Here is a 26,980-nt window from a genome sequence, read left to right as displayed (position 1 = left end):
TCCTTCCTAACTATCAAAATATTGAGAACACTTTGACCAGCACCCAAGTAATGAGGTTTGCTCGGTCTAAGTTCCCGATCTGTGATGCACCTTCTGGTATCTTTACACCAGCATCCGCCGCCATTATGGTTTCAGCAGGCGAAAGGTTCGTTGCAATCAATAAAATACAAGCCATAACGATCGTTCCGATGATAATGGAGCGAATAACATTTCCTCTGGACATCGCCGTAATCAGACAAACGATGAACGGAATAACCGCTAAGTCAGCAAAAGGCAATAACTGATTGCCGGGAATGATAAATGACAGGACGATCGTGATCGGTACTAAGATCAACCCTACTGCGATAACTGCCGGATCACCCAAGGAAACCGCCGCATCCAAACCGATAAAGATTTGACGATCACCAAAGCGTTTTGTCATGAAATCTCTTGCCGCTTCAGAAATCGGGATCAGCCCTTCCATCAAAATCGCCACCATTTTTGGCATCAAATACATGACCGAAGCCATCGTAATCGCTAAGCCTAAAATCTTGTCTAACGCTAAGCCGCCGAAAATACCTAGTAAAGCTCCGATAATCAGCCCCATCGACATCGGTTCGCCAAAAATACCAAAACGTTTACGAATCGTTTCTGGGTCGGCATATAATTTATTGATCCCCGGAATGCGATCAAATAGCCAATTCAAAGGAATCACTAGTGGCATAAAGCCCAGAGCCGTCAAATGCGGCAGAGAGATGCCAGGCATTTTAAAGAATTTTTCGATATACGGTTGCGTATAATCCGCCAAAAGAAGAGCGATGACTGATGCCACTCCCGCAGCTACCAAGCCCCAAACAATACTGCCGCTTGTTGCAGTAACAGCTGCACCAATAAAAGCAAACTGCCAATAATTCCATAAATCTACGTTCAATGTTTTTGTTAGCTTAAACGTCAGCATGATAAAATTGATGACCAGAACGATCGGGATGACCAACGCCGAGGCTACCCAAGCCCAAGAGATGGAGGACATTGCCGGCCAGCCAATGTCGATAATTTTAAGATTCAATCCTAATCGTTCAGTCATAGCTTGAGCCACTGGCCCCAATTCACCTGTAAGTAAATTGATGACCAGATTGATCCCGGTAAAACCGATCCCGATCGTAATTGCAGCACGAAATGACTTGGAGAACCCGGCTCCCATGATCAGACCAAAAACAAACATAATAATCGGCAGCATAACTGCCGCCCCTAATCCTAAAATCCAATTTAGTATTTCCATGTGCTCCTCCTATTTTGAAGCGATCGTCGACATTTTATCTAAAATCTCCTTATCTGTTGCCTCCTTATTGATTCCTGTTAAATAATTAATTGCAAACACATAAGGGGTTGTAATTGTTTGCGGAATTTGAGTACTAGCGACGATTAAGTCAAAATCTGCCGCAAGCTTTTCTACTTCAACAACCTTGACTTGTTCCACTTTCACATCATAGCCTGCATCTGAAACTAGGTCTTTAACACGATTGGCAATTACCGTACTCGTCGCGATCCCGCTACCACAAGCAATTAGTATTTTATACGTTTTCATTTAGAATCTCCTTTCGCTTCAATTTGAGCAATTGAATTATGATCATTTGAACAGTTATTAATCATATGAACAATTCTATTATAAGGTAGCGCTTACATTTTGTCAAACCTAGATTCAAAAAAGATTAGAAAAAGAAAAATAAAGGATTATGAGGTCAAATATCTTTCGAATATAAATCGTCATAAAAAAAACACAGACTTTTCAATTACAAAGTCTGCGCCGTTTTTACTATATTCCAACTATCCCAAAATAATCCCTGCATCATTAATCGCTGCTTCGACAATTTCCATAACGATCTTGCTATGATCCAGCTGCTTTTTAACAAATGTCATATCCTTGTCTTCAATCACTTGATTGAATAGCTTGAATTCATCAAACATCCGATGGGGATGATCCTTGTGATCAAAGGTTTCGATGTCGCCAGCCAATGGTTGTGTGCTGTAGCTATCCAAGGTGTTGGTTGGACCATTGACGATCACTGATCCTTCTGTCCCTTGAATCGTCGAGCGAATTGTGGCTTCTGAATCTTTGGCGCCGATACAAACTACTTTTACATTTCCATAATCCAGCAGCAGCATACCTGACGTGTCGATATCCCGTTCAATGTTAGCATAGTACTGTACTCGTTCTGGTTTTCCTAATAAACCAACAACTAAATGAATGTTGTAGATATTAATATCCATCAACGCCCCGCCGCCCATTTTTGGATTAAAAGCGGGTAAAATTGTTCCTTCCTTAAACGCATCATAGCGGGAAGAGTATTGTGAGTAGTTGCATTCAATGATTTTCAAGGTGCCAATCTTTTTAACAGCTTCTTTAATCCCTTGGAAATTTTTCAAATATTGATTCGTAATAGCTTCCACTAATACCAGATCTTTTTCTAGTGCTAGCTGTTCTAAATCCAATAATTCAGCTGCCTTCAACGTAAATGGCTTCTCGCAAATCACGTGCTTTCCAGCTTCTAGTGCCTTTTTTGCAAAGCTGTAGTGCAGGTGATTCGGTACTGCTACGTAAACCGTATCAAAGGCATCACTTTTTAGACACTCATCAATATCCGTGTAGGAGGCTTCGATTTTGTATTCTGCTTGAATTTTCTCCGTTTTTTCCTGACTTCGTTTTGTGCCCATGATAGCTTTCAATTGAATCTCCGGTAAATCCTTCGTGATTGCTAAAAACTCTTGAACAATTTTGCCAGAACCAAAAATGGCTAATTTCATTACTACTCCCTCTTTCTCTGCTATTTTGAGACTTGTTGGATGCCCTTTTCTAACATTTCGATTTGCAGCAGCGTTTCTTCATCTTTGACGGCTTTAGGTTTGCCGTTAATCAACGTTTCATAGATATCTTCGTAGACACGGCTATAATCGCCGATTTCTGAAACGACCTTCTCTTCATGAAACACGCCTTCGTCATCCATATAAGTCAGCGTACCATAATGCTCAGGCAAATCAATCCCGAAATCTTCGTTTTCAGGCATATAAAACATTTTCAGGTGCTCTTCTTGACGGTCTTTTGTTTCCTTAACAAAAACACCTTTTTTCCCGTAAACCACAAAGCTCGGACGTTCCTTCAAACGGAAATAGCTGGATTTCACCGAGACCTTCATCCGACCATAAAACAGATCCAGATCAAAGTAATCATTCATTCGATCATCGCCTAAAAGCTGGCGTACTTCATAATGCACATCATCTGGGCGGCCAAAATAAGAGATCACCTGATCCAATGTGTGGCAAGCATGTCCGTATAGATAGCTTGTTCCGATTGAAAAATGCTCAACACTTTCAGGAACCTCTGGCCGGAAATAATCATAGTGCATCTCAACTTCCAATAAATCTCCCAGCACACCACTTTCGATTACTTTTTGTACGGTTAAAAAGTCTGAATCGTAGCGACGGTTTTGGTAGCACTGAATGAACAAGCCTTTTTCATCTGCCAAACGATATAGCTCTTTCGCTTCCTCAGAGGTTTCAGTAAAAGGCTTTTCGATCAGAACATTTTTCCCGTGCTCCAAGACTTCTTTGCCTAATTTGAAATGCAATGGACTTGGCGTCGTTACGACAACTAATTGAATTTCTGGATCATTATAAATATCGTTGATGTCTGATGTATAATTGGTGCCAGGATTTTTCTCCCAGGTAATGCGGCCGCTAGGTGAATAGATCGTTTTGACCTTGATTTTGTCGGTTAATTTAGTTGAAAATGGTAAGTGATAGCGATTAGTGCTTTTGCCGTTTCCAATATATGCGATAGTTAACATGAATAGATTCCTCCAGATTTCTTTTGATAACTTTATTATATAAGAACGACTCCTCCTGAAAAGAAGATTCAGTAAAACAGGTCGTTTTATCCAAGCTTTCGTATGCATACGCATAAATTCTGAACATTTTATCCAAAAAAAGCTTCAAAATGAGGCCGTTTCTTCTGAAATCGGTGAAATTGCGTTATGATAGAATGGATGGTAGTTAACCTAAATGAAAAGGTGATGGAATGTTATTAATCGATAAATTACGAATGCAAAAGGATCTGACCAATACGGAAAAACGGATCGCTGATTATATCTTACAGAATTTAACAACAATTCCAGCAATCAACGTCGCAGATCTCGCAAAAAATACCTATACCTCCCATTCATCAGTGATTCGCTTAGCTCAAAAAATGGGGTTTGACGGCTTTCGCGATTTTCGAGTGGCGGTTTCTGAGATTGCCCATAGTGACATTTATCGGTCGAACCCTGTCGATGCCAATTTCCCGTTTTTACCACAAGACTCAACCAAAGAAATCGCTAAAAAAATTGCCGATTTAACCATCAACACGGTCCAACGCACCTATGCCCAATTAGATGATCAAGTTCTTGATGACGCAGCCGATCTATTGGCTAAGGCCGAACGAATCTTTCTATTTGCCCAAGGAGATTCCCAGATTCGGGCCCGCAGCTTTCAAAACAAACTTGTTAAGATCAATAAATTCTTGATCATTGCAGATGAATACGCAGACGAGGATTGGAATGCCGCCAGCCTAACCAGTAATGACTGCGCGATTTTCATTACCTATCGGGCACGCGTGCCGCAATACGAACGAATGATGAAGCACTTTATAAACGAAAATATTCCTGCGATCCTACTGACAGGCAACAGTCAATCGAATTTGATTCCTCTGGCGGCACGGTCACTTGTCTTCACCCAAGAGGAAATGGATTATGTAAAAGTCAGTACCTTCTCTTCTCAGGTAGCTTTTGAGTATATTTTAGATACACTCTTCTCACTATTATATGCGAAGGATTTCCAGCAAAATCTTGCCGACTTCAAACGAAAAAATGGCTGGATCGAAAATGGGATATTGTCAGATAATCCGTAAACCACAAAAAAGCGAATCTACTTTATGTTCGTTAAGTAGAATCGCTTTTGAACTTTACGATGATATCGATATTATTTATTTTCAATGATTCCTTTTGTTTGCTCTTAGATTCGCTAAACACAACTATAATAATAAAATCACTTAAAAAAAGCGTATCGAAATACTTAATAATTTCTTATCCCACACATGATTATTCGCTATTTAAGACATGCCTTAAACACGCACTTTTTCTCCAATCATCTCATAGACGTCCTCAGCAATAATTCTTCCATCTTGAAGATAATTGTTTAGCGTGTGAACGAATGGCCGTTGGTTGACCGAGCGAATGTTCCTTAATGGATAATACCATTCTTCATGTTTCTTTTTGCAAATCGAATGATCAAACACAGCTACATTAAGCTTTTGCGGCAGTAATTGCTGAAAAATATTCATGGTTTCTATTTGGATACAATTGTTTAGTAAGATATAGGTTCCTAATTTCGTTACTTTGGCTTCTTTCTTTTTTGGAACAATAGTGGATTCTCTAAAATATTCACCGCCAGCGACAACACGATGTCCGATACTATCAATCTCATCCAATGAATCAACCACCGAAAAATAAACTAATTCCGCTAAAAGGGCTTGTACAGCTTTTTCTTGATCAGTGATAGTTATTCTTTTGGTATCATTCAATGTTTTCCAGTGAAATCTCCGGAAGCTGCTTTTTTTGCCAATCGACTCAAAGATTCCAGAAGCAAGCTCTTCTCCTTGAGGAAGCTGGAATAACGCCCATTTTAAGCTATACCTGCCTGCATCAATCGTTAAAATTTTCATTTTAATGATCCTCCCCTTCTTTTAAATATGAATAAATCCAACACAATAGACCTGTTAATCCAGTCAATGGAAAGATCCAAGAAAAATAGCTTCGGGCGGCAATAACCAATGACTGATTAAAAAAAATCAACCCAGCGATTTGTGTACAGACAAGAATCAAGCCACCGAAAAAAAATAGTACGAATCCAATTATTATGAGATACTCCAAAATTTTCTTCATTATCTTCTCCTTATACAAACAACGGCAAGAAACCCATCGCGATCAACCAGCCAATCAGAGTAATCGGGAACACAAAAAACTTGATCAAGGGATAAAAGGTGGCCTCCGGTTGGCTATCGGTAAGTCCTGCGGCAATAAAAATCGAGCCTGAAGCTGGTGGAGATGCCCCTTCTGTTGAGGCAAAAACAAGGATTGCCACAACTGCCTGCAAAGCGGGAACGCCGACACTGACTAAAGCACTAAAGGCGATCAATCCGATGGAAGTCAATGTCGCAGTTGATGATAACGGTCCGGCAACCAACACAACTAACAGACCTACCAGCAGTACCATAATCGGTTTTGCAAAGTTCAATTGATTGAATACTGCTACCAGCTCAGTTGCCAAATTCAACTGCGCAAACAACTCACTAGCTGCAAAGGCAAACAGCAGAATCCCACCTATATTCTTATAGTGTGGAAAAAGGGTTTTGACCAAATAAGAAGGATTCGAAATATTTTTCCTTAGTTTTTTTCTTCCCAGAACTAAAATAATGGAAATCATTGAAATTGGAATCCAAGTTAATAAAGAAATATTAGATAAAGCCTCTTCCATTTCTCGTTGATTGAAAAATTGACGCACCGGTCCGATCGTAATCAAGATCGGAATGATCGCCCCCAGAAAAACTATCAAGGAAGACCAATAGTTTTTTAAAGCTTTCCTTAATGTCAAATGATGCTCAGAGCAATCCACAGAAATTTTCTCTTTACGCATCAAATACAATACTAAGAAAACTCGATAAACGACTTGATAGATTCCCGAAACGAACAGTCCAATATACAGCTGTCCTTCCGTGATCAAACCGCTGATCTCGGAGAACCCCAACATGATGAACATTGAGGCGCTCGGCGGAAAACCAGCACCTAGACCACCATTTCCTGCTAATAGAGTCGCGGTCGTTTCTCTTTTCCAACCGGTTTCGATCATCCATTGAGCGGTGAAAGTTCCTGAGGTTGCGGTATTCGCCGAATTGGAACCTGATAGCATTCCAAGAATGGCAGAAAGCCCAATATTGACAAAAGCCGGTCCACCCCGCAACCTTCCTAACAAAGACTGAAAAATCTCTAAAATGCCTTTTAAAAGCTCTGACTCCTTAATCAAATAACTCATTAAAACAAAGGCTAATGATGCAAACAATACCTCGTTCGATAATGCGCTAAAAAAACCTATTCTTAAATAGGTAAAAAAATCATTTCCGCCAAACATCGCTACGACAATGAATCCTAACAGCATACCCTCTGCCATATTTCTTTTAATGACTGTTGCCCAAACAATGATTAGTAAAATATATATGATTAGTGCAAGTGATGCGTTTCCCATGTTGAGTCCTCCGTCCAATTATGTACACTTAGTTGGCAGATAGGTATACTGAAAAGGATTGCTGAAACACGGAATTCATGTTTCAGCTGATCCTAATTAATCGTTAAATTCGGCGTTGATAAATTCAACCTTTTTACTTTCCAGTGTCCGATCAACCCATGAACGATCCGCAGATCCAGTTGATGCTTTTTGTACCTTCGCACTGTCTGCTTCAGCGTTGGCTTCTGCTTTTTCAATCAAATCTTCAGCATCTTTTTTAGGTATTACCAAGATACCATCCTGATCTCCTAAAATAATATCTCCCGGAAGCACTGGAACTCCACCAATCGCAATTGGTGTATTGACTTCACCTGGACCTTCTTTAAACGGTCCGCCTGGTGTTGTTCCTGTTGCGTAAATCGGACATTTCTCATTGCCTAGAACATCAATATCACGGATAGGTCCATCAATCACGATCCCAGCAACCTTCTTGAAGTCTGCCAAATATTTGTACATGATTTCTCCCATCAATGCTCGTGAGCGATCGCCCTCATTAGAAAGAATGATGATATCTCCTTCTTGTGCCATATTCAGTGATTGATGCAACATCAAGTTATCCCCGGCACGCGCTTTCACGGTTAGAGCAACGCCGCACATTCTTTTTTCTGGTGATGACATTAGCTTAATTTCGGGATTCAAGGCAAATACACGAGACATGCAATCCGCCACATTTGCGGCTGGTAATTTACTGAATCTTTCGACTAACTCTTTTTCTGGCAAACTTCTTTTAAGATAAACACGATTTCCAATAGTCATTTTTTCTTCTCCTTTATTGTAAACGATTTCTTAATAACGAATGTGACTTTTTAAAACAGTCAACTCTATTTTGCTTCAGCTTTTTCACCTTCTGTTTCTTTTGGGAAATAGCTGTAAATAAAACCCAAAAATCCGGCAATGGCCGAGCAGATAAAGGTTGGCATGCCAATATAATTCGTGGCATCAATCATTAACTGTCCATTTCTCAAGATCATTCCCAATAGCTGTGCGACAACTAAAAGAGTCCCACCGACCATAAAGATCAAAACAAACAATGTAAATAGTTTTTTCACTAATTCTCTCATTTCACACCCTCACTTTCTAAACCGGCAATGGCAGCCAACCCCAACACATCATCCAGCCGATAGCCATTACAGGAATCACATAGTATACAAATAATGGGACGAAGGATTTTGCTGGATTCGATTCGGCAATCCCGGCTGCTACATAAATTCCTCCTGATGTTGGCATTGATTCACCTTCTGTAGAAGCCCAAGCAAGGACTGCCGCAACAGCGATTACTGGATTTACACCAACTGAGGTGAGTGCAGAATAAGCGACTAAGCCGACAACAGTCAGTGTGGCAGTTGATGATAGTGGACAAGCCACTAAGACTACAATCGCTCCAACAATTATTACCATTAACCACGGAGCAATAGACAAGGAACCTAAAAATGCAGTTAACTCTTCACCCATACCTAACAGTCCTAAAACATTACTTGCCGCAAAAGCAAACAATAATACAGCGCCGATTGATGAAAACTTCGAGATTGAACTTTCAGCGATCTTGATCCAGCCCTTGCCATTCTTAGGAAAATTCTTCCAGCCAAGAACGATACAGATAAAGCTAATGACGATCGGCATCCAAGTGATCAACGAGATCGTATCCATACCTTCAGGACCAACCATATTTTCTGATCCAAGGAAAACAGCAATAGGACTCATGGTTAAAAGAATCGGAATCGCTGCACCAAGGAAGACAAAGAGCGATGGCCAGCCTTCTTTTAGTGTCTCCTTAATTGGCCGAACATTTTCAGTAACACCTTTAATTTTATTTTTCTTGATAAAGAAACCTACGATTAAGAAACGCCAAAGAATCTGATACGTTCCTGCAATCAACATCGCCAGATACAATTGACCTTCTGAGACTTGGGCTGCAATCGGTGCTAATCCTAACAAAATAAACATGGAAGCATTCGGCGGAAAACCAACGGCCATTCCAGCATTTCCCGAGGCAATCGTGGTTGCCAATTCATCACTGAATCCGGTCTTTTTCATCCAAGGAATCGTGAACACACCTCGTGCTGCCACATTACCAGTTGTAGATCCAGAAATAAGTCCAAGCGCGCCTGATGCAATGACATCCATGAAAGCCGCGCCTCCAGGAATCCTACCTAATAGCGAATTCAAAATATTTATAAGACCCTCCAGCACACCAGATAGATCAAAGATATACGCCATCACCACAAAGGCTAACGCTGCGTACAACACCTCATACGTTGCCGCATACTTCACCCCTTCATAAAATAGAACAAAAGCATCTTTTCCTCCCAGTGCACAAATCGCAATAAAACCTAAAAACATTGATTCGCCGATCGAGCGTTTGACAACTAAGAACCAGATAAGAATGACGCCGATAAACACGATCAGTGAAAGAATTCCAATACCCATAAATAACCCTCCATTTTATGGTTTTCTGCACCAGGGAAGATGCAGAAAACTCTTGATTTTTAGTTCAAGACTGCTTCTTCTTTCATCTCTGGGACAGGCCAGGTCGGTTTTTCCCCACTCAAAACTTCATGGATACTCATAGCACAGTGTAGAGACGCTCGATCAGTCGCTTCTTTCGTTGCTGCTCCAACGTGTGGTGCGACAACAACATTGTCTAGATGAAGTAATGGATTTTGAGGATCGACCGGTTCACTCTGCATTACATCTAAAGCTGCACCAGCAATTTTTTCATTCTTCATGATCTCATAAAGCTCTTCTTCCACTACGATCTTGCCGCGAGCCGTATTGATGAAATAGGCTGTCGATTTCATTAATTCCAATTGCTCTTTACCAACAAAGCCAGTCGTTTCTTGATTTGCTGGACAGTGAAGAGAAACAAAATCGCTTTCCTTAAAGATTCGATCGAAGTCGTCGGTCAACTCCACACCTTCCGGAACCTCTTCTTGTGTCTTATAAGGATCATAAGCAATGACTTTCATGTTGAATCCATGCAACGCTTTTTTAGCAACCCGCGACCCGATATTCCCAACACCAATCAAGCCTACTGTTTTTCCGTCCAATTCAACTTTTGGAAGACGAAGCTTTGCGTAATAATAGTCATCGATAAAATGCTTCTGAACCTTCTTGAAATTACGTGAACAATACAACATATAGAAAACAGCTAGTTCAGCTACCGACATACTGTTAGCGATCGGCGCATTACAGACCATCACTCCATGTTTTTTTGCTGCCTCCAAGTCAACCGTATCATAGCCAGCACCATGGCGAGCAACAACCTTTAATTTTGGGGCTGCTTCAAACACTTCCTTAGACATTTGAGATAAACGAACGATGATGCCATCCATATCCTCAATGTCACGAATAATATCCTCTTCTTCTTTACCCGAGCCATCAATCAATTCATATCCGCGAGATTCTAAATAGTCACGGCCTTCTTGCATAATTTCTTGTGGTAATAAAATTTTATATCCCATTGCTTTCATTCCTCCAAATTGTTTTTGTAAGTCTTACACTTTTCTATATGCAACCCCTGTGCCAACTTTTTTTAATTCAACAAAAGCCTTTATAAAGCGCTTTCTTAATTTTGGGATAGTGTGCTATACTGGTTTCACGAAAGAAAACGTTTCATTTGATGAAATAGTTGAAACGTTTTGAAAGGAGTTGAAATGATGGAGACAGTTATTTTTTCTGGACAAAAGAATTTTACCCGTGAAGTAACCTACCTTGTGGAAAATAATCCAAAATATGAAGGCTTTATTGTTACTGAAGCAGTTGGAAAGAAAACGGAGGAATTAGGAGAATACTATTACAACCAAGGAGCGAAGCTATTTATTGCTCGCGGTCAAAACTATGATCGTTTAAAAAATAAGTACGATATCCCGGTGATCGAGGTTCGCTGCTGTTACGAGGAAATTCTAAAAGCCTTTCAGCAAGCCAATAAGCAATCGAAGAACATTGCGATTATTGGCTACGGATCTATTTTCCGAATGATTAAAACGTTTCAGGAAACCTCTGGTGAGAGCTTTCTTCCACTTGAAATACAGCCAGACGGTGATCTTGTGGAATTAGTCAAAGAAGGATTGGATCAGGGAGTGGATACGTTTGTAGGTGGTTTGAACACTAAGAATGCCTGTGAATTTCTCGGTGCTGACCACGTTATGTTAGAAATCAGCCCGCCCTCTTTGATTGATGCTTTAGAAGAGGCCTGTCATCTGTTAGCCGTTCAAGCAGAAAGAAATCGAAATTACCAATTTATTCAAACTATTTTAAATGTGGCTGGTGAGGCTGTTTTTGCCTTCAAATGTGATCGAAGCATTTCTTATATCAATTCACGGTCAAAGAAGTTTCTAAAGCGAATCCCCCTAACTACCTTTACCGACTTAATCATGACGGACGAAAATTACTCGGTAGTCTTTGAAAATGGACAGCAAATTGAAAATAAACTGATTGAAATTAATTCAGAACAGTTTGTCTTCTCAATGATTCCCTTAACTTCTGAAGATTCCATCTATGGTACGGTGGTACATCTAAAAAGTGCGACCGATATTATTTCTTCTGAAAACTCAGTCCGCAAACAGCTCTATACAAAAGGTCATGTCGCACATAAGAATTTTGAAGATATTATCGGAAACAGCCCGCAAATGAATCAGGCTGTCGGGTGGGCCAAGCGAATCGCAAAATCAGACAATAGTATTCTGATTTTAGGTGAAACGGGAACAGGAAAAGAATTATTCGCACAAAGCATCCACACTCATAGTGCACGAAAGGATGGACCATTCATTGCTATCAACTGTGCAGCTCTATCTTCATCAGTATTAGAAAGTGAACTTTTCGGATATGATAAAGGTGCATTTACTGGTGCAAATACTGAAGGAAAAATGGGGATTTTTGAGATGGCTCATAATGGGACTGTCTTTTTAGATGAAATTGGTGAAATTAACTTCGAAGTCCAAGCAAAGCTACTGCGGGTTTTACAAGAAAAGGAAATCGTCCGTGTTGGCGGAGAAAAAGTGATTCCTGTCGACGTTCGAATTATCAGTGCAACAAATAAAGACCTTCAAAGCTTATCCTTTGAAGGCAAGTTCAGAAATGATCTCTTCTATCGATTAGCCGTTTTAGAATTAAAACTGCCTGCACTCTCTGATCGGAAAGAAGATATTCCACTGATCATCTCCAATTACCTGACCCAGCATTATCCAGAGCTAATGATCCAAACAAAAAGCTTAGATTATTTCAAGCAATTTGATTATTTTGGAAACATTCGACAGTTAATCAATTTGATTGAGCGCTGTGTAGTGATGACAGATTATTCTGAGATTACCTATAATACAGTAGTTGATATTTGTCGACAAGAATTTCAGTTTAATCAAAATAATCCATTAACCTTAAAAGCAAATATTCCCGAAACTAAAACAGAGAAAGAAATGCTAGAAGACACTCTGCGGGAAAATTTTGGAAATCGTAAAGAAACCGCTCGTAAGTTGAACATCAGTACTGCTACTTTATGGCGAAAAATGAAGAAATATGGACTTATATAGTCGAATAGATGGCATAAATAGACTGCTTATGATGATTTTATAGGTTTGCTATATTATTCAATCCTTCTAGAGTCAGAATATTTTTGAATTCTAATGGATTCGGCATGATTGATATTCAAAAAAATCTTTTCCTCCAATGGTTTAGTTTCAATTAACTTCTCATCAAATTGAGTAAAAAATTGGTGATGTATTTGACTCCTATCCAACACAAGAGCAATACATCACCAATTTCTATTTAGCAATCATACCCAAACTTAAGAAGAATTTCGGTCTTAGGTTAGAGTTTTCTATTATTTTATCTCAATATTAAATTTCTTTAGTAAACTCAACGTTGCTTCGTTTAATTGATTTCCAGCAACTAGCTCTGAATTAATATAAAAATCTGCTTCAGGAAGAGCTCCCTGCAAAGCCAAAGCATTCGCTAATACACATAAGCTAAGCTCCACACCAACAACTTCGATGTGATTTTTTTCTTGTTCATGTTTTTCCGTCAACTCTCGAACCTCGATCAGTGCTTCCGGCGGCAACGCATAGTAATTCTTTTTAATCACGTATTCTTCCGGCAAAGGAGTTAGTTTCTTAATTATTTGTAGTCCGTCCAACTCTTCTGATTCATTCTTATGCTCGATGGGAATGTCTCTAGTAAAAAGAACCATTTCCCCAGATTCACGGGCCTTTTCTAAACGATGCAGTATTTTAGGAACAATCGTATTTGCACCCTGAACATAATTTTCATCATTTGGATCCAAAATTCGATTCTGCATATCTACAATTACTAACATCGCGTTCCTCCTATTGCTTTGAGCGGCCTAAGAAAAATGAAACAATCAAAACTAAGATGACCGCACCAATAATAGATGGTACTAATGCCATCCCCGCTAATGATGGACCCCAAGAGCCTAGCAACGCTTGTCCCAGAGCGGAACCGACTAAACCGGCAACGATATTCGCTATCCAGCCCATGCTATTGCCTTTACCTGTGATTGCACCAGCGATTGCACCGATAACAGCTCCTATAATTAATGACCATAATAAACCCATAATAACTTCCTCCTATTGTCTAACTATTTTACTTGTGTATCTTGGTTGTCTGCCATTTTTTCTTGTGCTTTTTCTGCACCTTGGTTAACTGCAGCTTTAGCTTTATCTGTTTGCTTTGAGGCAAATTCGCCAGTCGTTTTCGCTGCACTTGTTACTTTGTCTTGGACCGTTTCACTATCTTGATCAAATTCTTCCTTGGTTTTGATATCTACTACATGAATATTTACTTCAATAACATCTAAATGCGTCATTTTTTCAACTTCATCGTGCGTAACTTGTCTAATTTGATCAACAACTTCTGTAATGTCCTTGCCGTACTCGACCACAACATCCATATCAACAGCTACTTGTTCTTTGCCAACTTCTGTTTCAATTCCTGCCGTAACATTCTCTGTGTTAACCAATTTCTCCGCAGCATTCGAGAAGAAACCACCATTAACTGTTAATAAGCCATCAATTTTATCAATAGCACTGCCAATAATTTTTTGGATCACTTTATCGTCATAGACTGTTTCACCTTTGACTTGTGCATCCTTGTTAGTGCTAAATTGATTCGTGTGTGTTTGTTCAGGTGTTTCTTTGCCATTAAAGTTTTTGTTTTCGTAATTTTCTACCATCTTAAATTCCTCCTGTTAATTGATATTCCTTTTACCAGATGACTCATTTGATCATCTTGACCTGTTCAGTAAGAGAATAGCTTTTCAAACTATTCATACAAATGATAAAATAACCATTTATATTTTATCGGAAAATCACGCTGTCATTTTCCTCTTCTTACTTTCACTTAATAGCTTAACGCAAATAATTTTGTATGAACAATAATCTGCTTACAAAGTCACAATATATAAAAAAATAAATCATATTTTTGATCGAAAAAACTGATTTCAGATAGCTGTCAATAAAACGGTTATATTATAGATTTATTGTCATTTTTCTTCAGTTCATCTTCAATAGAATAAAATAACAATAAATAAAAAGACGTTTCTTCATTTTAACTGAAAAAAATCTTTCTACTCATCTGACTAAGTTCATTTTTTCTTCCAAAAAATAGGTATATGACTAGGCCATTTAGCACAGTCATATACCTATTTTGCTACCTGCACTAAAACAGCGGTATCTTTTTAAAGTTTATTCTTCCGAAGCCTTTTTTGCAGGTGGCGGTCCTTTTCTTTCTGGGCTCTTCCAGGTACCGGAGCCTAATCCCATGATAGTTTTTATTGCAGGAATAAATGTTACCACGATTGTTACTGCATTCATCATCCAATAAAAAAGCATGTATAGCGGCGCAAATAATAAATATTTTATTTTCCTGCCACGATCATCCACAATCAGTGAAGCCACTAATTGAAGAATTCCTGAGATCATTTCAAAGCAGACAAAGAGAAAAGCCATCGTAAACATATGATAGATTCGTTCCGTATTTCCATCTAGTGCAAAGCGAGCCAAGCTCCATACAAACATAAATGAAGAGATCCAAAAGAAGAAGGACCAGATGATACTAAAGGTTTGGTCAATAAACATCACTGTACGACCAAGATTATTGAAAGGATGCAGCAGTACTTTTCTAAAATTGGTCAGCCAAACTTCTGTTCCACCTTTAGCCCAACGTTTTCTTTGACGGTAAAGCATCTTCAAGGATTCGGGAACTTCCATGAAAAACATGATCTGCGGCGCAAAAAGCGATAACCAGCCATCCATTTGATGATCCCACGCAATACTGATATCTTCAGTAGCTCTGTCTTGTCTGAATAAGCCGACATCGATCAATGCATCTTTTCTATACATCGTATTTGCTCCGCTGTAGGCGTAGATACTTCCTAAAACGCCAATTTGAGTTCGTTTGATAATGCCTACGATACTGGAGAATTCTACCGTTTGCGATTTTGCGATAAGTCTGGTTCTATTTTGCACGTCCATATTCGCTGTAATCGCAGAAATATTCGTTGAATCTGATCTAAGAAAGTAATTCACATACATATTCAAAGAATCAGGTTCTGGAACCGTATCCGTTGCTCAAAAGCAGTTTCCCACGAGCAAACGCAAAGCCAATATTAAAAGCATGAGCCTTGCCTTTATTCTTTTCAATTCGGATGACTCGCAGTTTTGGGTACTTTTTTTGTAACCTAGCTAATATTTCAGGCGTACTGTCTGTAGAGCCATCATCAGTCACTAATACCTCATAATGCTCATAATTTATTTTTGTCATTAAATATTCTATCGTATTTTCAATAACAATTTCTTCGTTGTGGGCTGGAACCATGATGGTAATAAAAGGTTCAATTTCTGAGGGAATCTCGTGCCAATCCTTTTGACGATACTTGAACAAAAAAGTATAGCAAAAAACACCAATAAACCAAGAAAAGCCGCCAATAATCGGATAAGTAATCAGTACCAAGAACATCAACGTAAAAATGACATCAACAATATAATTGCCAGTATGGAAAAAAGTAATCATAACTTCACACCACCTTTTTTATACAGGTTTCGTACAAAGTCCGTATCCAGATTCTGCTCTTCCTTTACCGAATAGTAGCAAACCTCCCTGCGAAACTCTTCTGGGCCAAAGCGTTTGTCATACTCGTCTTTTAGTAACTGCCGACGGGCATCTAAGCGTTCTTCGTCATACTGGACTGATTTTTGTAAAAGATTTTTAAAACGATAATTATTCCAAATCGTCAGTAAAATGAAAATCACCGCGATGACCACAAACATGATACATAAGAATATGAACAGAAATTTTAACGTTTGCATTTCTTCCTTATAAACTAGAATATGATTCTCTCGTGCATTCTCCGGAGATATGAATGGCAGTAATATCCATATAAAAGGAGCAACTACACAAAGCCAACTAAAAATGGCAACCACCGTTTGTAGGATTTTCAACAGGTAGTGTCTTTTCTCAAAATATGAATCAGAAACAAGCATTTTTTTTACTTCGTCCCGACTAATTTTTGGCTTCACAAGGTCGCCCTCCTCGTACTCAAATTTTTTTTTTACATTTACCTTAGTTTGCCGTTTTCATGCAAAATTTTCAAATAATTTAGCTTTTCTGATGAGTAAATTTTTATCAGATTAGTTTTCCATTGTCTAAACGTAAAAATAAAATGAAGAGAAACATAGATTACAAAAAATTAGTCCATAAAATGCAAGCAAAAATAAAGGAACACATTTATGAGCTGAATCAACAGATCATAAGTGTGTTCCTTATTTATACTTATACAATTACGAATAGATTACCTTTATTAGGCTCAGAAATAGCGGCTTGTTCCCCTCAAATAATCTGACATTCCGTGTTGCTTTCGGTGGAATAATCAGAATACTTTTTATCAGGTCGCCTGCAAAGATCATAAAATTCATTTTTCAAGTAATACCCCTTGCCCCATACTGTTTCCAAAACATCTTCGGAAAAGCCTTCGTTGATCAATTTGCGGCGAAGATCTTTTGATAAAACTGATAGTTGGGCCAAGTTTGAATTCGATGGCTCTTTATTCCATATATATTTGCATAACTCTTCTCTAGACACAATCGAAGCATGTGCATCGTACAATTTCTGGAAAAATTTTTGTTGATTTTTCGTGAAATCTAAAAATATTCGATCGTAATCATAATTATCGGCATGCTTCTTTTCAGATTCTTTCCTTGCAATACCAGCACAATCACTTATCAGTTCACGTAAAAGATCCATCCCGATATCTTTTGGTATCCATTTATCAATTGCTAAGTCTTTTATACTGTTTTTTTCATTGTCAATTGGCTCATTTAAATATTCTCTGAAAACAAAAACTCGTTTTTCCTTTAATTGAGGAACAATCATTTCTACTTCTTTGTTAGATAAAGATTCACTCAATATGACAAGTTGAAAAAAACGAATACTCCCTTGAACACTCATGCGTAATATGTCATCAAGCATCGTTTTTGATACGAAGACTTCATAATTGAACTTCTGTAAACTCTCCTGCATAGAGCACTCGTTTAAAATATTATGAGTTAGTATTAATATTTTGATTTTCCTCACCCTGCTTAAATCTATTTTTATTTGATGCTCAAATCTACTCGTAAAACTGTGCCTTAGATACACACCCGGCTTGGTAATTGATAGTAGCTCCCAAATTTTTTGCAATATTTTCTAATTCTAAAATACGTTTCTTTTCATACGTGTCAAAAAGTACATGATTGTCTACAGCAACTATCAAAATATAATTTACTAGCCTATTTTCAAGCAATTCTGGGTATTTCGAAGAATCTATCTCAGTATAGACTTGTAGCAGAACATCAGTGATATCCCTTAATCCTTTATTTTTATCAGCACGAGCAATCAAATGATTGTACAACTGATAAACAATCTTTTTAGTAGATACACTTATTCCCATTGTCTTCCTCCTAAAAAAGCGTTTTACTGTTATTTGATCTTTCAATTGCTAGTAAAAAAGTAAGCGCGAGTATATGCACTGCTCCATAGACGAAATAAACAAAACATTGGAGGAATCAAATCCTTCACCTCATTCTTCAAACGAATAAGACTTTTTTTCAATTGAGGCTATTAATTATCGAACCTGAAGTCGTGTGAAATGTTTTACTTCAAACTTTTTCATATTAAAACTCCCTTATCGCTGCTCTTACATCCACCCATTTTGCACAGCTTAGGAAGTGTTTCATTATGTTTTTTAGTACCTTACAGTTACTACTGATTTATTCTTCTGGTACATCCTCAAGTGACCAACACAATACGCCATTGTATGTGCCGACTGTGTCTGAGGGATGAATTGCTAATTGCAAATGCTCCGCCAAACTAACCTTCGTACTGCCGCTTCCATCCCAGATCGGTTGATTGTCCTCATTAATTGGAACATCTTGCTTCTGGCTTTTATAGCTTAATCTTTGAGCGAGTACCTGGCCTTTTTCATTTGTTAGCGGCTGTTCTTCTTTTACTTTAATTGTCCAGTGACTTTTATCCAGCTTGCTTACATCCTCAACCCCAAATTCTTCCTTCGTGGTTGCAGAGATTATCTTATCCATCGCTGGAATCTCATTTTCACCGAAACTAATCGTATTAGGAATAATAAGCTTAGGACTAGATTCTTTCTTGATAATTCTACTTTCCTTTTCAGATTCTTGATTGTTATCGTCCTTTATATAGAAGAAAATCTCTTGATCTAGCCAATTTTCAGGAAATGTGAACTTAACCTTATCTACCATATTTTCAGGAGCGTCTGCGTATTCCTTTAGTACTTTTTCTTCAGTACCGCAACGAGCCATCAGATACACCTTAGCACCAGTGTCGTGCGAAAACGTATATGAAAGTTCGCGTGAATTAGTAAAACGCGAGATGTAGAGCGGATTTTCATTATCATTCAGTTTGAATTGCAATACCTTTTTTTCACGATAACGATGAACAATCATCTGTTCATCCGGCAAGAAGATTCCCTTGTCTTGCTTATTATCCTTGATAGGTTCATATCCAGGAATTTCTGGATAATCATTAGATAAATCAAAGGGTGTAGTTAGGATTCCTTCTTTCGTTATCGACTCACGTAACGTGTTGTCTCTTTCGTCTAAAAAGGCTATAGTTATTTTTGCACCATAATTGATTACTGAAGCCGCTGATTTTTCTCCTAAATTTTTTCCATCAAAAATAGTTTGTACACTAAACGGCAAGCTTAATTTCCCATCAGAAACAGCAGAAGAATCAACAGGATTTTCTGCTCCGATCCATTTTAGATATACGTTATATTGAAGAACGGTGTCATATAGACGATTATCTGTTGGATTCTTAGCTTTAATTATCACATGGTTGTCATCTGTGACCTGATAACTAAATAAATCGGTAAGATCCTCTCCAATTATATTAGTTATTCTCATTTTTTCTGGCTCATATTGTCTTGTCTGATTCACCTGCTCCAAATTAAAATCAATTTCCATTTGATTTGTTTTTGACCATTGATCAACATTTGGCATCGTCTGTTGTGCCTTCAAATAAACATCTTTATTTGCTACTTCAAATTCTGAATCTACAGCGTAAGCAGGAGGAAATTCTGGTTTGGCTATAAAATCTGTGAAATAAACAATTGACGAAGGAGTAACATCGTTGTTGTGTACCATAAACGTGATAGTAGAAACAGCATTTGTTGTTATTTCAAAACGCTGACGCGGATCGCGCCAAGGAATTCCAGCGGTGATATTTTTTAGATATAACCAATACTTATCTCCCCCTCCGTCCCAAGTATCATAAAGAATATGTGTTGGATTTTCCGCATACAATGAATCAATTATTGTGCCTGGATTTTTATAGCCAATATATTTGTTTCGATTTAGCCCATAATAATTAAACGCGGTTTTTATCTCCATAGGCTGACCATTTTTGTCCAAAAAATCATAAGTGACGATCATTTCACCTGAAATATCAATTCCCAGAAAATAGCTCTTTGTGAAGCTGATGGTCCCGCCATCTAAATTGCTTTTATTTCTCTCCACTGTTATCAGTAAGCTTACTTCTTTTCCCTCATAGAAACCGACATTTTTCACTAACGCTTTACTTCTATTTGTCTTTCGATCAACCGACATATAATCTGAACCGACATCTCCTTCAAGCGCTTCAACAGTCGTATTTTTTCCATAATGCATGATGAAGGTATTTTCTGCCGGTGTTACTGATTGGTTTGCCCAATGGAAGTACCCTAGATCTGTCAGAGGTCTAGGTGCCGCCTCTACTCTGACTGAGTTCCAGAAAACACCTGCAAATAATATTAGCCAAAACAATAAATGACTACGCTTTTTCATCTTGCATCGCCTCATTTCTAAGTTTCGTTTTCAACGAGTAGATGAAAACAACTAAAACTAGAATCAGCAGGCCGATTCCTCCGAATAAAAGTGATTTTTCTTCATTTGTCTTTGGGTACATTTTAGAACCTGATCCTGTTGCGACTGCCCCCATTTGAGGTGCGTCATTTTTGGAATCATTCATCGATACCTTCTCCATTGGTATCGTTTGATTTTTATTACTAGGTTGATAAAATGTTATACCCACTTCACTTTTGGCTTGTTCAGCAGCTTCTGCTGGCATAGATACCCCTATCAATAACGCCAAAAGCAAGAAGCTCAAAACTTTTTTCATTTTTCTCCCCCGCTCTATCGATCTTTACTTTTTAATTTGTAAATATACACGATTAAACCAAGAATGATTCCCAAGAATACGATCCCAATTAAATAAAGCAACCAGCTATAATCCTTTGTGTCTTTTACTTCTACTGCTTGCTTATTCAATTTTTCATCCGTACCTTTGATTTCAAACTCTTTTCTAAACACCCATTTCTTTCCAGCATCATTTTTTAAATGCATTGTTAGTTCATACTTGCCTTTTTTAAGAGGCTCGTTATTCCAGCTGATTGGCAAACGGAAGTTGGTTCGCGGTGCAAAGGAGATTTTTTTATCTAAGACTTTCAGTATGTCCTTCTGACCTTTTTTTGTCACCGTCGCATGCATAGCCAATTTGCTCATCAGTATGGGCTGCGTATTTTCCATCTCAGCAAATACTGTCAAATAACCATTGTCTAATCCTGGAGTCACTTTTTTTAAAGCCAATCCTGGTTGAATCTCTTTATCCGAACAGCTGAGTTTGGCACCAATAGTATAGGCAAATTTATTTTTAAGGCTGAACCCTTCATCCTTTTTTTCTTGCCCTTTCGTATCTTCATAGCAATAAAAACCGCCTAGAATCGTTCCATCGAATCCCTCAGCAGGAATTTTTAATTGAAAGCTTACATCTCGTGCTTCTCCTGGCTTCAGTGTAACTGTCTGCGGCTCAGAGATAAGTTCTTCAAAAGAGGGTCCGCCGATTAGCTTGGCTCCATGCTTTGAATAATCAATTGAACCATTTTTATTAGTAATGGCGTTATTTCCCTCAACGATGACCTGAATCTGCTTTTCACTTGTATTTTGCAGCTTAAGTGTTAGCTCCTGCTCAGCACCAGGCTGCACCTTCAGATCATAATAGCTTGCCTCAGATTGCTGATTATCAGGTAAAACTGCTTGAGCATCAAAGCTGACCTTATTTGTCGTGTTTTTTTCTTCAGCCAAAGTATGAGTTGGTAAAAAAAGAACTGCTAAGCTAACAAAACAAAGAATAAAAAAGAGGGGGAATCTCTTCCCCCACCCTCCTAGCTTCCTACGCTGGCGCATCAGTTAACACCCATGTTAAATCTGCCGTATAGCTTTGTGCTTCCAATCCAGCACGCGGTACGTGAAGCTTCACATTTTCATTTTGACCGTCTTGGCCCTCAAAGACTGCCGCAAAACCTCCAGCACCTTGTCCTTCTTTTGCCAACATTACATCTTGATATTCATCACTCAATTCAAAGAAATCATTTGCCATTTTAGGCGCTACTGATTCATTGTCTTTTGTCACGACTTTCCCATTGGCTAACGACATTTTTGCTCCAGTTAGCTCTTTGCCATTTTCACCTACAAATGGAGAGATAGTTACACCAAGTGTCCAACCTTTTGCTCCGCCTCGAGTATCGTTTACCTGCACGTGTGGCTTTTGATTCATTGCAAAGTAATCTGTATCTCCCTGTCTGATTTCTTGTTGACCAAATGTAATATTTGATGCATACGGAATAGATAGGGCTCCGGTACCTCCTGTACCTGGATCATCATCATGAGTATCATCTGGAACAATTGGGTCCACATCTTCTCCCGATCCTGCAGTGAAGGTTACGTCTGTTGTTTTGTTCGTATTTGCTGTAAAGTCAGTAGCAAAAACAGTCGTACTTGTCGCACTTAATGCCAATAACCCTAGTGCGGCGGTCGTAACTATCGTTTTTTTCATTCTATAATTCCTCCTAAATAATAATTAGTCTAATTCAACTAAATCAATTCTCGCATGGACCTCTTACTATTTCTAGTTCGAAAATTTTCCTAAATCCGGAAAAAAATTAGAAATACTTCTTTCATCAAATTAAAAGACGCATCGACTTTTACGTCCATGCGTCTTTTTGATTGGCTATGTCATAGATAACTTTCCCTAATTGTCGCCAGTTTCTTTCAGTGGGGATGTTTTTCATTAATACCAACGGTGTATCTCCAGTATTGAAATAATAGTTAGAAACGACTAAATCTACTTCTGAGGCCTTTGTTTTATAATCATAAAATGCAAAAGTATACGTATGACCAAATTGTACATTGATTTTATTCATCAACCATAAGCGATGAGTATGGTGCAGATCATCTTGAATTAATACCTTTAAAGGCTTAAAGCTGCTTAAAAACAGTCCGTAATAATCTAAAACAAAGTAATAGTTTAAAAATAGCTGCTCCCAATTTTCTAAAATAGCCGATACTTGTTTATCTGCCATTTGATTCAGTGTTTTATGAAACATGTTAATTATATGATAATTCCTAGGTTTCTCCGCAAGAACCTCATTTTGATAGGAACGATTAAAGAAGAGATCAGTATTTCCATAAAAAAATAGGCTCCTCTCATGAAAGGCAATAAAATTAAATAATAGCTCTTGGTCCATTACAGCCAATTCAAAATTGAACTCCTGTCTCAAAGCAGCAGCTAAATTCTCCACCGCTCGATAAGAATCGGTGTTAGCCTTTTGATGTGCCGTGGCGTAACTATTCTCATAGCATTTGTTCCCATCAATAATGCCGAAGGAGTAAATGATTTGATAGAGAAAAAACAGCTCATCATTATTTAAGACCATGTCGGTTTCGTTGTGCCAATGTCTCAGTCGTTCAAAATATGGATCTAATTCGATGACCGCCTTCACGCTAGTGTGAATTGATATATTGACGATTTTACTTCTTTCCAAGGTTATTGCCAGCCAATAAGAAAATATACGTTTCTGCAATGGTTCCAACGAAATTCGATAGTTTTCTTCAAAGCTTTCTATATAGGATTCTATCTTGTTTAACTTTGTAGCAAAGGGCCAACTTCCAATATTTTCCCGCGTTGAATGCCAGTAAAAGTAATAGTAAAAGCAACGAATTCTTTGTTCCTCTGCCTGTAAATAGAGCTTATAGGGCTGAAAGTCAATGTGATAACGCTCGAAATACGGACCAAGTAACTTTGCATACCGAAAAACAGTCGATACGCTCGTAAATTGCTTTTCCGCAAAATCCTTTAACGACTTTTCAGGCTGACGATACATAAAATCGATTAGCTGATAATTGTACGAAGCTTTATAGAAATGAAGGTAGATTGCATAGATTGGAAAATCCTCTTCCTTTTTGACATAGAAGCGTTTGTTTTCATCATTTAACAGATAAATTCTACCATCATAGATCTCAAACAGTCCTGATAATTCTTCAATGTAGTGTAAGACAGATTTATTTGTAACCTTGAGCAAGCTTTTCAATTCCTTTATAGTGCACCAATCATTTTTCTCCAGCAGGTGATCAAGTAGGACCACTTTTTTTACAGATGTTTTTGTTAAAAACGTTTGCATTTCTTTTAACTCCTAACCCTTTCTTCTCAGCACGTAATGACCAGCCAAAGAATAGACTTCCCTCAGATTCGAAGGAAGTCTGTTCTGATCATCACTAATCACTTATCAGACGATGCTGTTGATTTGTTTCGTTTTATATAAATAAAGTAGAAGGACTAGAGTAAGAACAGCTAAGACAATAGTTGTTGACAGTGCTGCCTCTGCTCCGAACTGTCCTCCAGTTAGTAGCGGGTTGTCCCCATGAATGATCGTTCTAAAGTATCCAGATTCGGTAGTTCCGCTGACTGGAATCCCCAATAAGGAACCTTGCACCCAATTCCAGGTAATGTGAGCACCGATCGCTGCAAGCAAGCTTCCAGTTTTATACATCAACACTCCAAAAAAGCATCCGGCGAGAAAAACATTCACTAAAGCTAGTAAGCTTACATTCGGATTTAGAGCATGTACTAAAGCAAAAAGAAGACCTGAACCTAGTAAGGCGATAATTGGTCCAAATTTTAACAGCCGATGCTGAATAAACCCACGGAAAAATAACTCTTCACTCGTACCGACAGCCACAAAAATCACAAAATTAACAAGTAATTTATACAGATTTTGATTTCCTGTTTTCAACTGATAAAGTCCTGGTAAATAAAGTGTCCCCGTAATAAGCAAAAATACACCGATTCCTGCTAATAGTCCATAAATTAACTGACGCCCATCACCCTTGTTCCAGCTCATTCCATAATTACGAATCGTCTTTTTTTCCACCCTACTAGCAAAATAGAAAAACAATAAGCAAATAGAAATGTGGACTACTGTACTCACCAATGCACTTACTAAGAGCATACTCGCAGGAAATAGTCCTGCGACTGCATTATTACTTATCATCCCCAATACGAATCCAAATAAGGCGATAACTACTGCTAACCCTTTTAAAAAATATTCTTTTTTCATACAAATTCCCCCTTTGCATTTTGCATATTAGCATTATTTGCTATTTTCAGCCAGAATTTGTTCTTTTCAATCAAATAAAAAATGAATCAAACGCGAAAAAATCATACTGTTCGCGATCATTTTCTAGTTGCACCGACAGTCTTTTTACGATAATAACTGATTGTATTTTTGATCACGAATTTTATTGATAAAGGTAATTACTCGAACCCAATCTGAAAGATACTGCTTTTCGTCCCATTGAAAAAGATGCGGCAAATCGCGAGAAAAATACTTAGACAAATCAATCGCGTAATCGGAAATCACAACATCCGGTTTTTGACGAATACCGACAATAATAATCGGGCGCGGACTGATTCGCACCAAAGTTTGTTTCTGCAGCTGTTCTTCTAGTCCCCGCCCTTTGGACTCTATCGCCACACGGATAGGTAGATCGCGGTCCATCAGAATATGATAAAGCAGTTGTGAAACATAATATTTAAAGGAATTTGAATTGATTGTCTTGGTCCATTTTTCATTCGGCGTATCCACACTGTGAGCGATCCTTTCCAGGAGATCAAAAAGATAAAGATACTGGTCCTCAACCTCAGAAATTGTCATATAATCACCGAAGGAATCGATTTGTTTCCCTAATCCAAATGTTAATAAAAAAGAAAAAATATACGTGGTATTAATAAATAGAAATCTTTTTTCATCCTGCCCGAAACGATATTGTAAATGCTCCTCTATCTGAATGATCCATTCGTCAATTAAGCGTCGATAGTCACTTAGAAAAGTCGGCGATTGTAATTGAATCTGCTGTAGCGTTTCTTGAGAATAGCTCTGTCCTACGGTAAACATATAATAGATATACAAGAATTCATCACTAGGTAAATCCTTTTCGAAAAGTAGGTTGGCTTCAAAAAAAGGAACAAGTATTTCTTTTTCAAAAAGCTCTTTGGAAATAAAGGGATTAAAAAACTTTCTGACCGTTTCCGGTATCGTTTGAATCAAATAGCCCTGTTTAATACGCATAACAGTCACTGCCAGAAAATTGATAAAACGCTCCTTATCTGCATGTCTAAGAAAAGGAAAGTATTCAGTTAAACTTTGATAGATCACAGTCGCACTTTTTTGAACAATCGGAGGACGATTGCTGTCAATTTCATCATAAATATGCCAATAAAAACTATGAAAGAAAAAACGAATACGAAACTCATCTCCAATTAAATACCCGTTCTTTTTTAAATTCAAACCGATTTGATATTGAGCCAAAATTGGACTAAATTCTCCAATTTGTCGTTGGACCGTTCGACGACTTAGGTATTGACTTTGACTAAACGATTCCAGGGATTTGAATTTCTGATTAAAAATAGCGTCCCAAATAATAAAGGGCAGCGTTGATTTGGTTAAATCCACTCGAATTTTATTTAGCAGAAATCTTTCGGAAAACTTAATTGTGGCTTCCTTATTCTCTCGCTCTATCGAAAATTCAGGGTAACTCTGTTGAATCGTTTCTATCTGATCCAATACTTGTCTTAACATAGAATAGGAAATACTCAGTTCTTCTGTAAGTTCTTTATAACTGAAAACAGAGTTATACGATCGATAGCAGTACGTGAAAACCTTTTGTACTAGTTGATCTTGTCCCTTTATAAAAGAATCTAGCACCTGAAAACCTCCTTTGTTCTTTATTAATTTAAAAAT

At 38.1% G+C, this 26,980-nt stretch carries 26 protein-coding genes and 1 pseudogene; 2 read left to right on the top strand and 25 right to left on the bottom strand.

The features are described from left to right. Nucleotides 1-13: 13 nt before the first annotated feature. From AUF14_RS19105 to AUF14_RS19090, 4 genes are all read right to left on the bottom strand, one after another. Nucleotides 14-1,258, bottom strand: a complete 1,245-nt coding sequence (locus AUF14_RS19105) for a PTS galactitol transporter subunit IIC (RefSeq protein WP_070503888.1) — start codon at nucleotides 1,256-1,258, stop codon at nucleotides 14-16. Between the two features lie 9 nt (nucleotides 1,259-1,267). Next, on the bottom strand, nucleotides 1,268-1,564 hold the full coding sequence (locus tag AUF14_RS19100) for a PTS sugar transporter subunit IIB (protein WP_070503886.1): 297 nt from the start codon (nucleotides 1,562-1,564) through the stop codon (nucleotides 1,268-1,270). A 239-nt stretch (nucleotides 1,565-1,803) separates the two neighbouring features. Further along, nucleotides 1,804-2,781: a Gfo/Idh/MocA family protein gene (locus tag AUF14_RS19095; protein WP_070503883.1), complete on the bottom strand. Its 978-nt coding sequence runs from the start codon at nucleotides 2,779-2,781 to the stop codon at nucleotides 1,804-1,806. 20 nt (nucleotides 2,782-2,801) lie between these two features. After that, nucleotides 2,802-3,821: a Gfo/Idh/MocA family oxidoreductase gene (locus AUF14_RS19090; RefSeq protein WP_070503880.1), complete on the bottom strand. Its 1,020-nt coding sequence runs from the start codon at nucleotides 3,819-3,821 to the stop codon at nucleotides 2,802-2,804. A gap of 230 nt (nucleotides 3,822-4,051) precedes the next feature. Between AUF14_RS19090 and AUF14_RS19085 the strand changes: the two genes are divergently transcribed. Beyond that, nucleotides 4,052-4,918, top strand: coding sequence for a MurR/RpiR family transcriptional regulator (locus tag AUF14_RS19085; protein ID WP_070503878.1), 867 nt, complete (start codon nucleotides 4,052-4,054; stop codon nucleotides 4,916-4,918). A 213-nt stretch (nucleotides 4,919-5,131) separates the two neighbouring features. On the opposite strand, the gene AUF14_RS19080 is transcribed toward AUF14_RS19085, so the two are convergent. The 7 genes from AUF14_RS19080 to AUF14_RS19050 all read right to left on the bottom strand — a co-directional run bounded on the left by AUF14_RS19080 (nucleotide 5,132) and on the right by AUF14_RS19050 (nucleotide 10,808). Continuing rightward, a complete protein-coding gene (locus AUF14_RS19080) occupies nucleotides 5,132-5,731 on the bottom strand; it encodes an acetate and sugar kinases/Hsc70/actin family protein (RefSeq protein WP_070503875.1) in 600 nt (199 codons plus the stop codon). 1 nt (nucleotide 5,732) lies between these two features. Next, the gene (locus AUF14_RS19075) at nucleotides 5,733-5,951 is read right to left on the bottom strand and encodes a hypothetical protein (protein ID WP_083291815.1); all 219 of its coding nucleotides are present in this window, start codon (nucleotides 5,949-5,951) and stop codon (nucleotides 5,733-5,735) included. Nucleotides 5,952-5,961: 10 nt separating this feature from the next. After that, the gene (locus tag AUF14_RS19070) at nucleotides 5,962-7,308 is read right to left on the bottom strand and encodes a TRAP transporter large permease subunit (RefSeq protein ID WP_070503873.1); all 1,347 of its coding nucleotides are present in this window, start codon (nucleotides 7,306-7,308) and stop codon (nucleotides 5,962-5,964) included. 96 nt (nucleotides 7,309-7,404) lie between these two features. Next, on the bottom strand, nucleotides 7,405-8,103 hold the full coding sequence (locus AUF14_RS19065; RefSeq protein ID WP_070503871.1) for an RraA family protein: 699 nt from the start codon (nucleotides 8,101-8,103) through the stop codon (nucleotides 7,405-7,407). A gap of 65 nt (nucleotides 8,104-8,168) precedes the next feature. Beyond that, a complete protein-coding gene (locus AUF14_RS19060) occupies nucleotides 8,169-8,408 on the bottom strand; it encodes a hypothetical protein (RefSeq protein WP_070503868.1) in 240 nt (79 codons plus the stop codon). A gap of 16 nt (nucleotides 8,409-8,424) precedes the next feature. Beyond that, nucleotides 8,425-9,774, bottom strand: a complete 1,350-nt coding sequence (locus AUF14_RS19055; protein ID WP_070503865.1) for a TRAP transporter large permease subunit — start codon at nucleotides 9,772-9,774, stop codon at nucleotides 8,425-8,427. 59 nt (nucleotides 9,775-9,833) lie between these two features. Next, nucleotides 9,834-10,808: a hydroxyacid dehydrogenase gene (locus tag AUF14_RS19050; RefSeq protein ID WP_070503862.1), complete on the bottom strand. Its 975-nt coding sequence runs from the start codon at nucleotides 10,806-10,808 to the stop codon at nucleotides 9,834-9,836. A 195-nt stretch (nucleotides 10,809-11,003) separates the two neighbouring features. Between AUF14_RS19050 and AUF14_RS19045 the strand changes: the two genes are divergently transcribed. Next, nucleotides 11,004-12,872, top strand: a complete 1,869-nt coding sequence (locus tag AUF14_RS19045; RefSeq protein WP_171030558.1) for a sigma 54-interacting transcriptional regulator — start codon at nucleotides 11,004-11,006, stop codon at nucleotides 12,870-12,872. A 290-nt stretch (nucleotides 12,873-13,162) separates the two neighbouring features. Here the strand turns inward: AUF14_RS19045 and AUF14_RS19040 are convergent, their stop codons facing one another. From AUF14_RS19040 to AUF14_RS18975, 14 genes and pseudogenes are all read right to left on the bottom strand, one after another. After that, the gene (locus AUF14_RS19040) at nucleotides 13,163-13,654 is read right to left on the bottom strand and encodes an isochorismatase family cysteine hydrolase (RefSeq protein ID WP_048720000.1); all 492 of its coding nucleotides are present in this window, start codon (nucleotides 13,652-13,654) and stop codon (nucleotides 13,163-13,165) included. A gap of 10 nt (nucleotides 13,655-13,664) precedes the next feature. Beyond that, a complete protein-coding gene (locus tag AUF14_RS19035) occupies nucleotides 13,665-13,913 on the bottom strand; it encodes a GlsB/YeaQ/YmgE family stress response membrane protein (RefSeq protein ID WP_016178588.1) in 249 nt (82 codons plus the stop codon). Between the two features lie 23 nt (nucleotides 13,914-13,936). Continuing rightward, entirely contained in the window at nucleotides 13,937-14,530 is a 594-nt protein-coding gene (locus AUF14_RS19030) for an Asp23/Gls24 family envelope stress response protein (protein WP_070503857.1), read from the bottom strand. A gap of 511 nt (nucleotides 14,531-15,041) precedes the next feature. After that, a pseudogene (locus tag AUF14_RS19025) lies at nucleotides 15,042-16,368 on the bottom strand (glycosyltransferase family 2 protein). After that, on the bottom strand, nucleotides 16,365-16,874 hold the full coding sequence (locus AUF14_RS22965; RefSeq protein ID WP_227656399.1) for a cell division protein: 510 nt from the start codon (nucleotides 16,872-16,874) through the stop codon (nucleotides 16,365-16,367). The pseudogene AUF14_RS19025 and the gene AUF14_RS22965 overlap by 4 nt, the downstream one beginning before the upstream one ends. A 310-nt stretch (nucleotides 16,875-17,184) precedes the next feature. Beyond that, nucleotides 17,185-17,874: a helix-turn-helix domain-containing protein gene (locus AUF14_RS19015; protein WP_102866498.1), complete on the bottom strand. Its 690-nt coding sequence runs from the start codon at nucleotides 17,872-17,874 to the stop codon at nucleotides 17,185-17,187. Nucleotides 17,875-17,962: 88 nt separating this feature from the next. Beyond that, complete coding sequence (locus tag AUF14_RS19010) at nucleotides 17,963-18,283, bottom strand: bacteriocin immunity protein (RefSeq protein ID WP_016178595.1); 321 nt, start codon at nucleotides 18,281-18,283, stop codon at nucleotides 17,963-17,965. 319 nt (nucleotides 18,284-18,602) lie between these two features. After that, nucleotides 18,603-20,690 carry a hypothetical protein gene (locus AUF14_RS19005; RefSeq protein WP_070503856.1) on the bottom strand — a complete coding sequence of 696 codons (2,088 nt, stop codon included), beginning with the start codon at nucleotides 20,688-20,690 and terminating at the stop codon, nucleotides 18,603-18,605. Continuing rightward, nucleotides 20,677-21,024 carry an LPXTG cell wall anchor domain-containing protein gene (locus AUF14_RS19000; RefSeq protein ID WP_016178597.1) on the bottom strand — a complete coding sequence of 116 codons (348 nt, stop codon included), beginning with the start codon at nucleotides 21,022-21,024 and terminating at the stop codon, nucleotides 20,677-20,679. Before AUF14_RS19000 ends, AUF14_RS19005 begins: the two co-directional genes overlap by 14 nt. Before the next feature lie 14 nt (nucleotides 21,025-21,038). Continuing rightward, nucleotides 21,039-22,088, bottom strand: coding sequence for a DUF916 and DUF3324 domain-containing protein (locus AUF14_RS18995; RefSeq protein ID WP_070503855.1), 1,050 nt, complete (start codon nucleotides 22,086-22,088; stop codon nucleotides 21,039-21,041). Beyond that, a complete protein-coding gene (locus tag AUF14_RS18990; protein ID WP_070503852.1) occupies nucleotides 22,075-22,737 on the bottom strand; it encodes a WxL domain-containing protein in 663 nt (220 codons plus the stop codon). Before AUF14_RS18990 ends, AUF14_RS18995 begins: the two co-directional genes overlap by 14 nt. A gap of 148 nt (nucleotides 22,738-22,885) precedes the next feature. After that, a complete protein-coding gene (locus AUF14_RS18985) occupies nucleotides 22,886-24,361 on the bottom strand; it encodes a helix-turn-helix domain-containing protein (RefSeq protein ID WP_070503849.1) in 1,476 nt (491 codons plus the stop codon). Between the two features lie 105 nt (nucleotides 24,362-24,466). Continuing rightward, on the bottom strand, nucleotides 24,467-25,297 hold the full coding sequence (locus AUF14_RS18980; RefSeq protein ID WP_016178601.1) for a CPBP family intramembrane glutamic endopeptidase: 831 nt from the start codon (nucleotides 25,295-25,297) through the stop codon (nucleotides 24,467-24,469). A 144-nt stretch (nucleotides 25,298-25,441) separates the two neighbouring features. Then, nucleotides 25,442-26,944, bottom strand: a complete 1,503-nt coding sequence (locus tag AUF14_RS18975) for a helix-turn-helix domain-containing protein (protein WP_070503847.1) — start codon at nucleotides 26,942-26,944, stop codon at nucleotides 25,442-25,444. Nucleotides 26,945-26,980: the final 36 nt, after the last annotated feature.

Source organism: Enterococcus avium, assembly GCF_002891025.1.
Lineage (GTDB): Bacteria > Bacillota > Bacilli > Lactobacillales > Enterococcaceae > Enterococcus_A > Enterococcus_A avium.
Note: the sequence above shows the minus strand (reverse complement) of the source record. Positions and strands in the feature narration are given on the sequence as shown.

Bases quoted from the DNA above. Each gene is read 5' to 3' on its own strand.
- AUF14_RS19035 (WP_016178588.1), bottom strand. From the start codon at position 13,913: ATGGGTTTATTATGGTCATTAATTATAGGAGCTGTTATCGGTGCAATC.
- AUF14_RS19045 (WP_171030558.1), top strand. From the start codon at position 11,004: ATGGAGACAGTTATTTTTTCTGGACAAAAGAATTTTACCCGTGAAGTA.
- AUF14_RS19090 (WP_070503880.1), bottom strand. From the start codon at position 3,821: ATGTTAACTATCGCATATATTGGAAACGGCAAAAGCACTAATCGCTAT.
- AUF14_RS19050 (WP_070503862.1), bottom strand. From the start codon at position 10,808: ATGGGATATAAAATTTTATTACCACAAGAAATTATGCAAGAAGGCCGT.
- AUF14_RS19015 (WP_102866498.1), bottom strand. From the start codon at position 17,874: ATGCAGGAGAGTTTACAGAAGTTCAATTATGAAGTCTTCGTATCAAAA.
- AUF14_RS18995 (WP_070503855.1), bottom strand. From the start codon at position 22,088: ATGCGCCAGCGTAGGAAGCTAGGAGGGTGGGGGAAGAGATTCCCCCTC.
- AUF14_RS19080 (WP_070503875.1), bottom strand. From the start codon at position 5,731: ATGAAAATTTTAACGATTGATGCAGGCAGGTATAGCTTAAAATGGGCG.
- AUF14_RS18980 (WP_016178601.1), bottom strand. From the start codon at position 25,297: ATGAAAAAAGAATATTTTTTAAAAGGGTTAGCAGTAGTTATCGCCTTA.
- AUF14_RS19105 (WP_070503888.1), bottom strand. From the start codon at position 1,258: ATGGAAATACTAAATTGGATTTTAGGATTAGGGGCGGCAGTTATGCTG.
- AUF14_RS19095 (WP_070503883.1), bottom strand. From the start codon at position 2,781: ATGAAATTAGCCATTTTTGGTTCTGGCAAAATTGTTCAAGAGTTTTTA.
- AUF14_RS19000 (WP_016178597.1), bottom strand. From the start codon at position 21,024: ATGAAAAAAGTTTTGAGCTTCTTGCTTTTGGCGTTATTGATAGGGGTA.
- AUF14_RS19070 (WP_070503873.1), bottom strand. From the start codon at position 7,308: ATGGGAAACGCATCACTTGCACTAATCATATATATTTTACTAATCATT.
- AUF14_RS18985 (WP_070503849.1), bottom strand. From the start codon at position 24,361: ATGCAAACGTTTTTAACAAAAACATCTGTAAAAAAAGTGGTCCTACTT.
- AUF14_RS18990 (WP_070503852.1), bottom strand. From the start codon at position 22,737: ATGAAAAAAACGATAGTTACGACCGCCGCACTAGGGTTATTGGCATTA.
- AUF14_RS19010 (WP_016178595.1), bottom strand. From the start codon at position 18,283: ATGGGAATAAGTGTATCTACTAAAAAGATTGTTTATCAGTTGTACAAT.
- AUF14_RS19005 (WP_070503856.1), bottom strand. From the start codon at position 20,690: ATGAAAAAGCGTAGTCATTTATTGTTTTGGCTAATATTATTTGCAGGT.
- AUF14_RS19075 (WP_083291815.1), bottom strand. From the start codon at position 5,951: ATGAAGAAAATTTTGGAGTATCTCATAATAATTGGATTCGTACTATTT.
- AUF14_RS19040 (WP_048720000.1), bottom strand. From the start codon at position 13,654: ATGTTAGTAATTGTAGATATGCAGAATCGAATTTTGGATCCAAATGAT.
- AUF14_RS19065 (WP_070503871.1), bottom strand. From the start codon at position 8,103: ATGACTATTGGAAATCGTGTTTATCTTAAAAGAAGTTTGCCAGAAAAA.
- AUF14_RS19030 (WP_070503857.1), bottom strand. From the start codon at position 14,530: ATGGTAGAAAATTACGAAAACAAAAACTTTAATGGCAAAGAAACACCT.
- AUF14_RS19085 (WP_070503878.1), top strand. From the start codon at position 4,052: ATGTTATTAATCGATAAATTACGAATGCAAAAGGATCTGACCAATACG.
- AUF14_RS19100 (WP_070503886.1), bottom strand. From the start codon at position 1,564: ATGAAAACGTATAAAATACTAATTGCTTGTGGTAGCGGGATCGCGACG.
- AUF14_RS19060 (WP_070503868.1), bottom strand. From the start codon at position 8,408: ATGAGAGAATTAGTGAAAAAACTATTTACATTGTTTGTTTTGATCTTT.
- AUF14_RS19055 (WP_070503865.1), bottom strand. From the start codon at position 9,774: ATGGGTATTGGAATTCTTTCACTGATCGTGTTTATCGGCGTCATTCTT.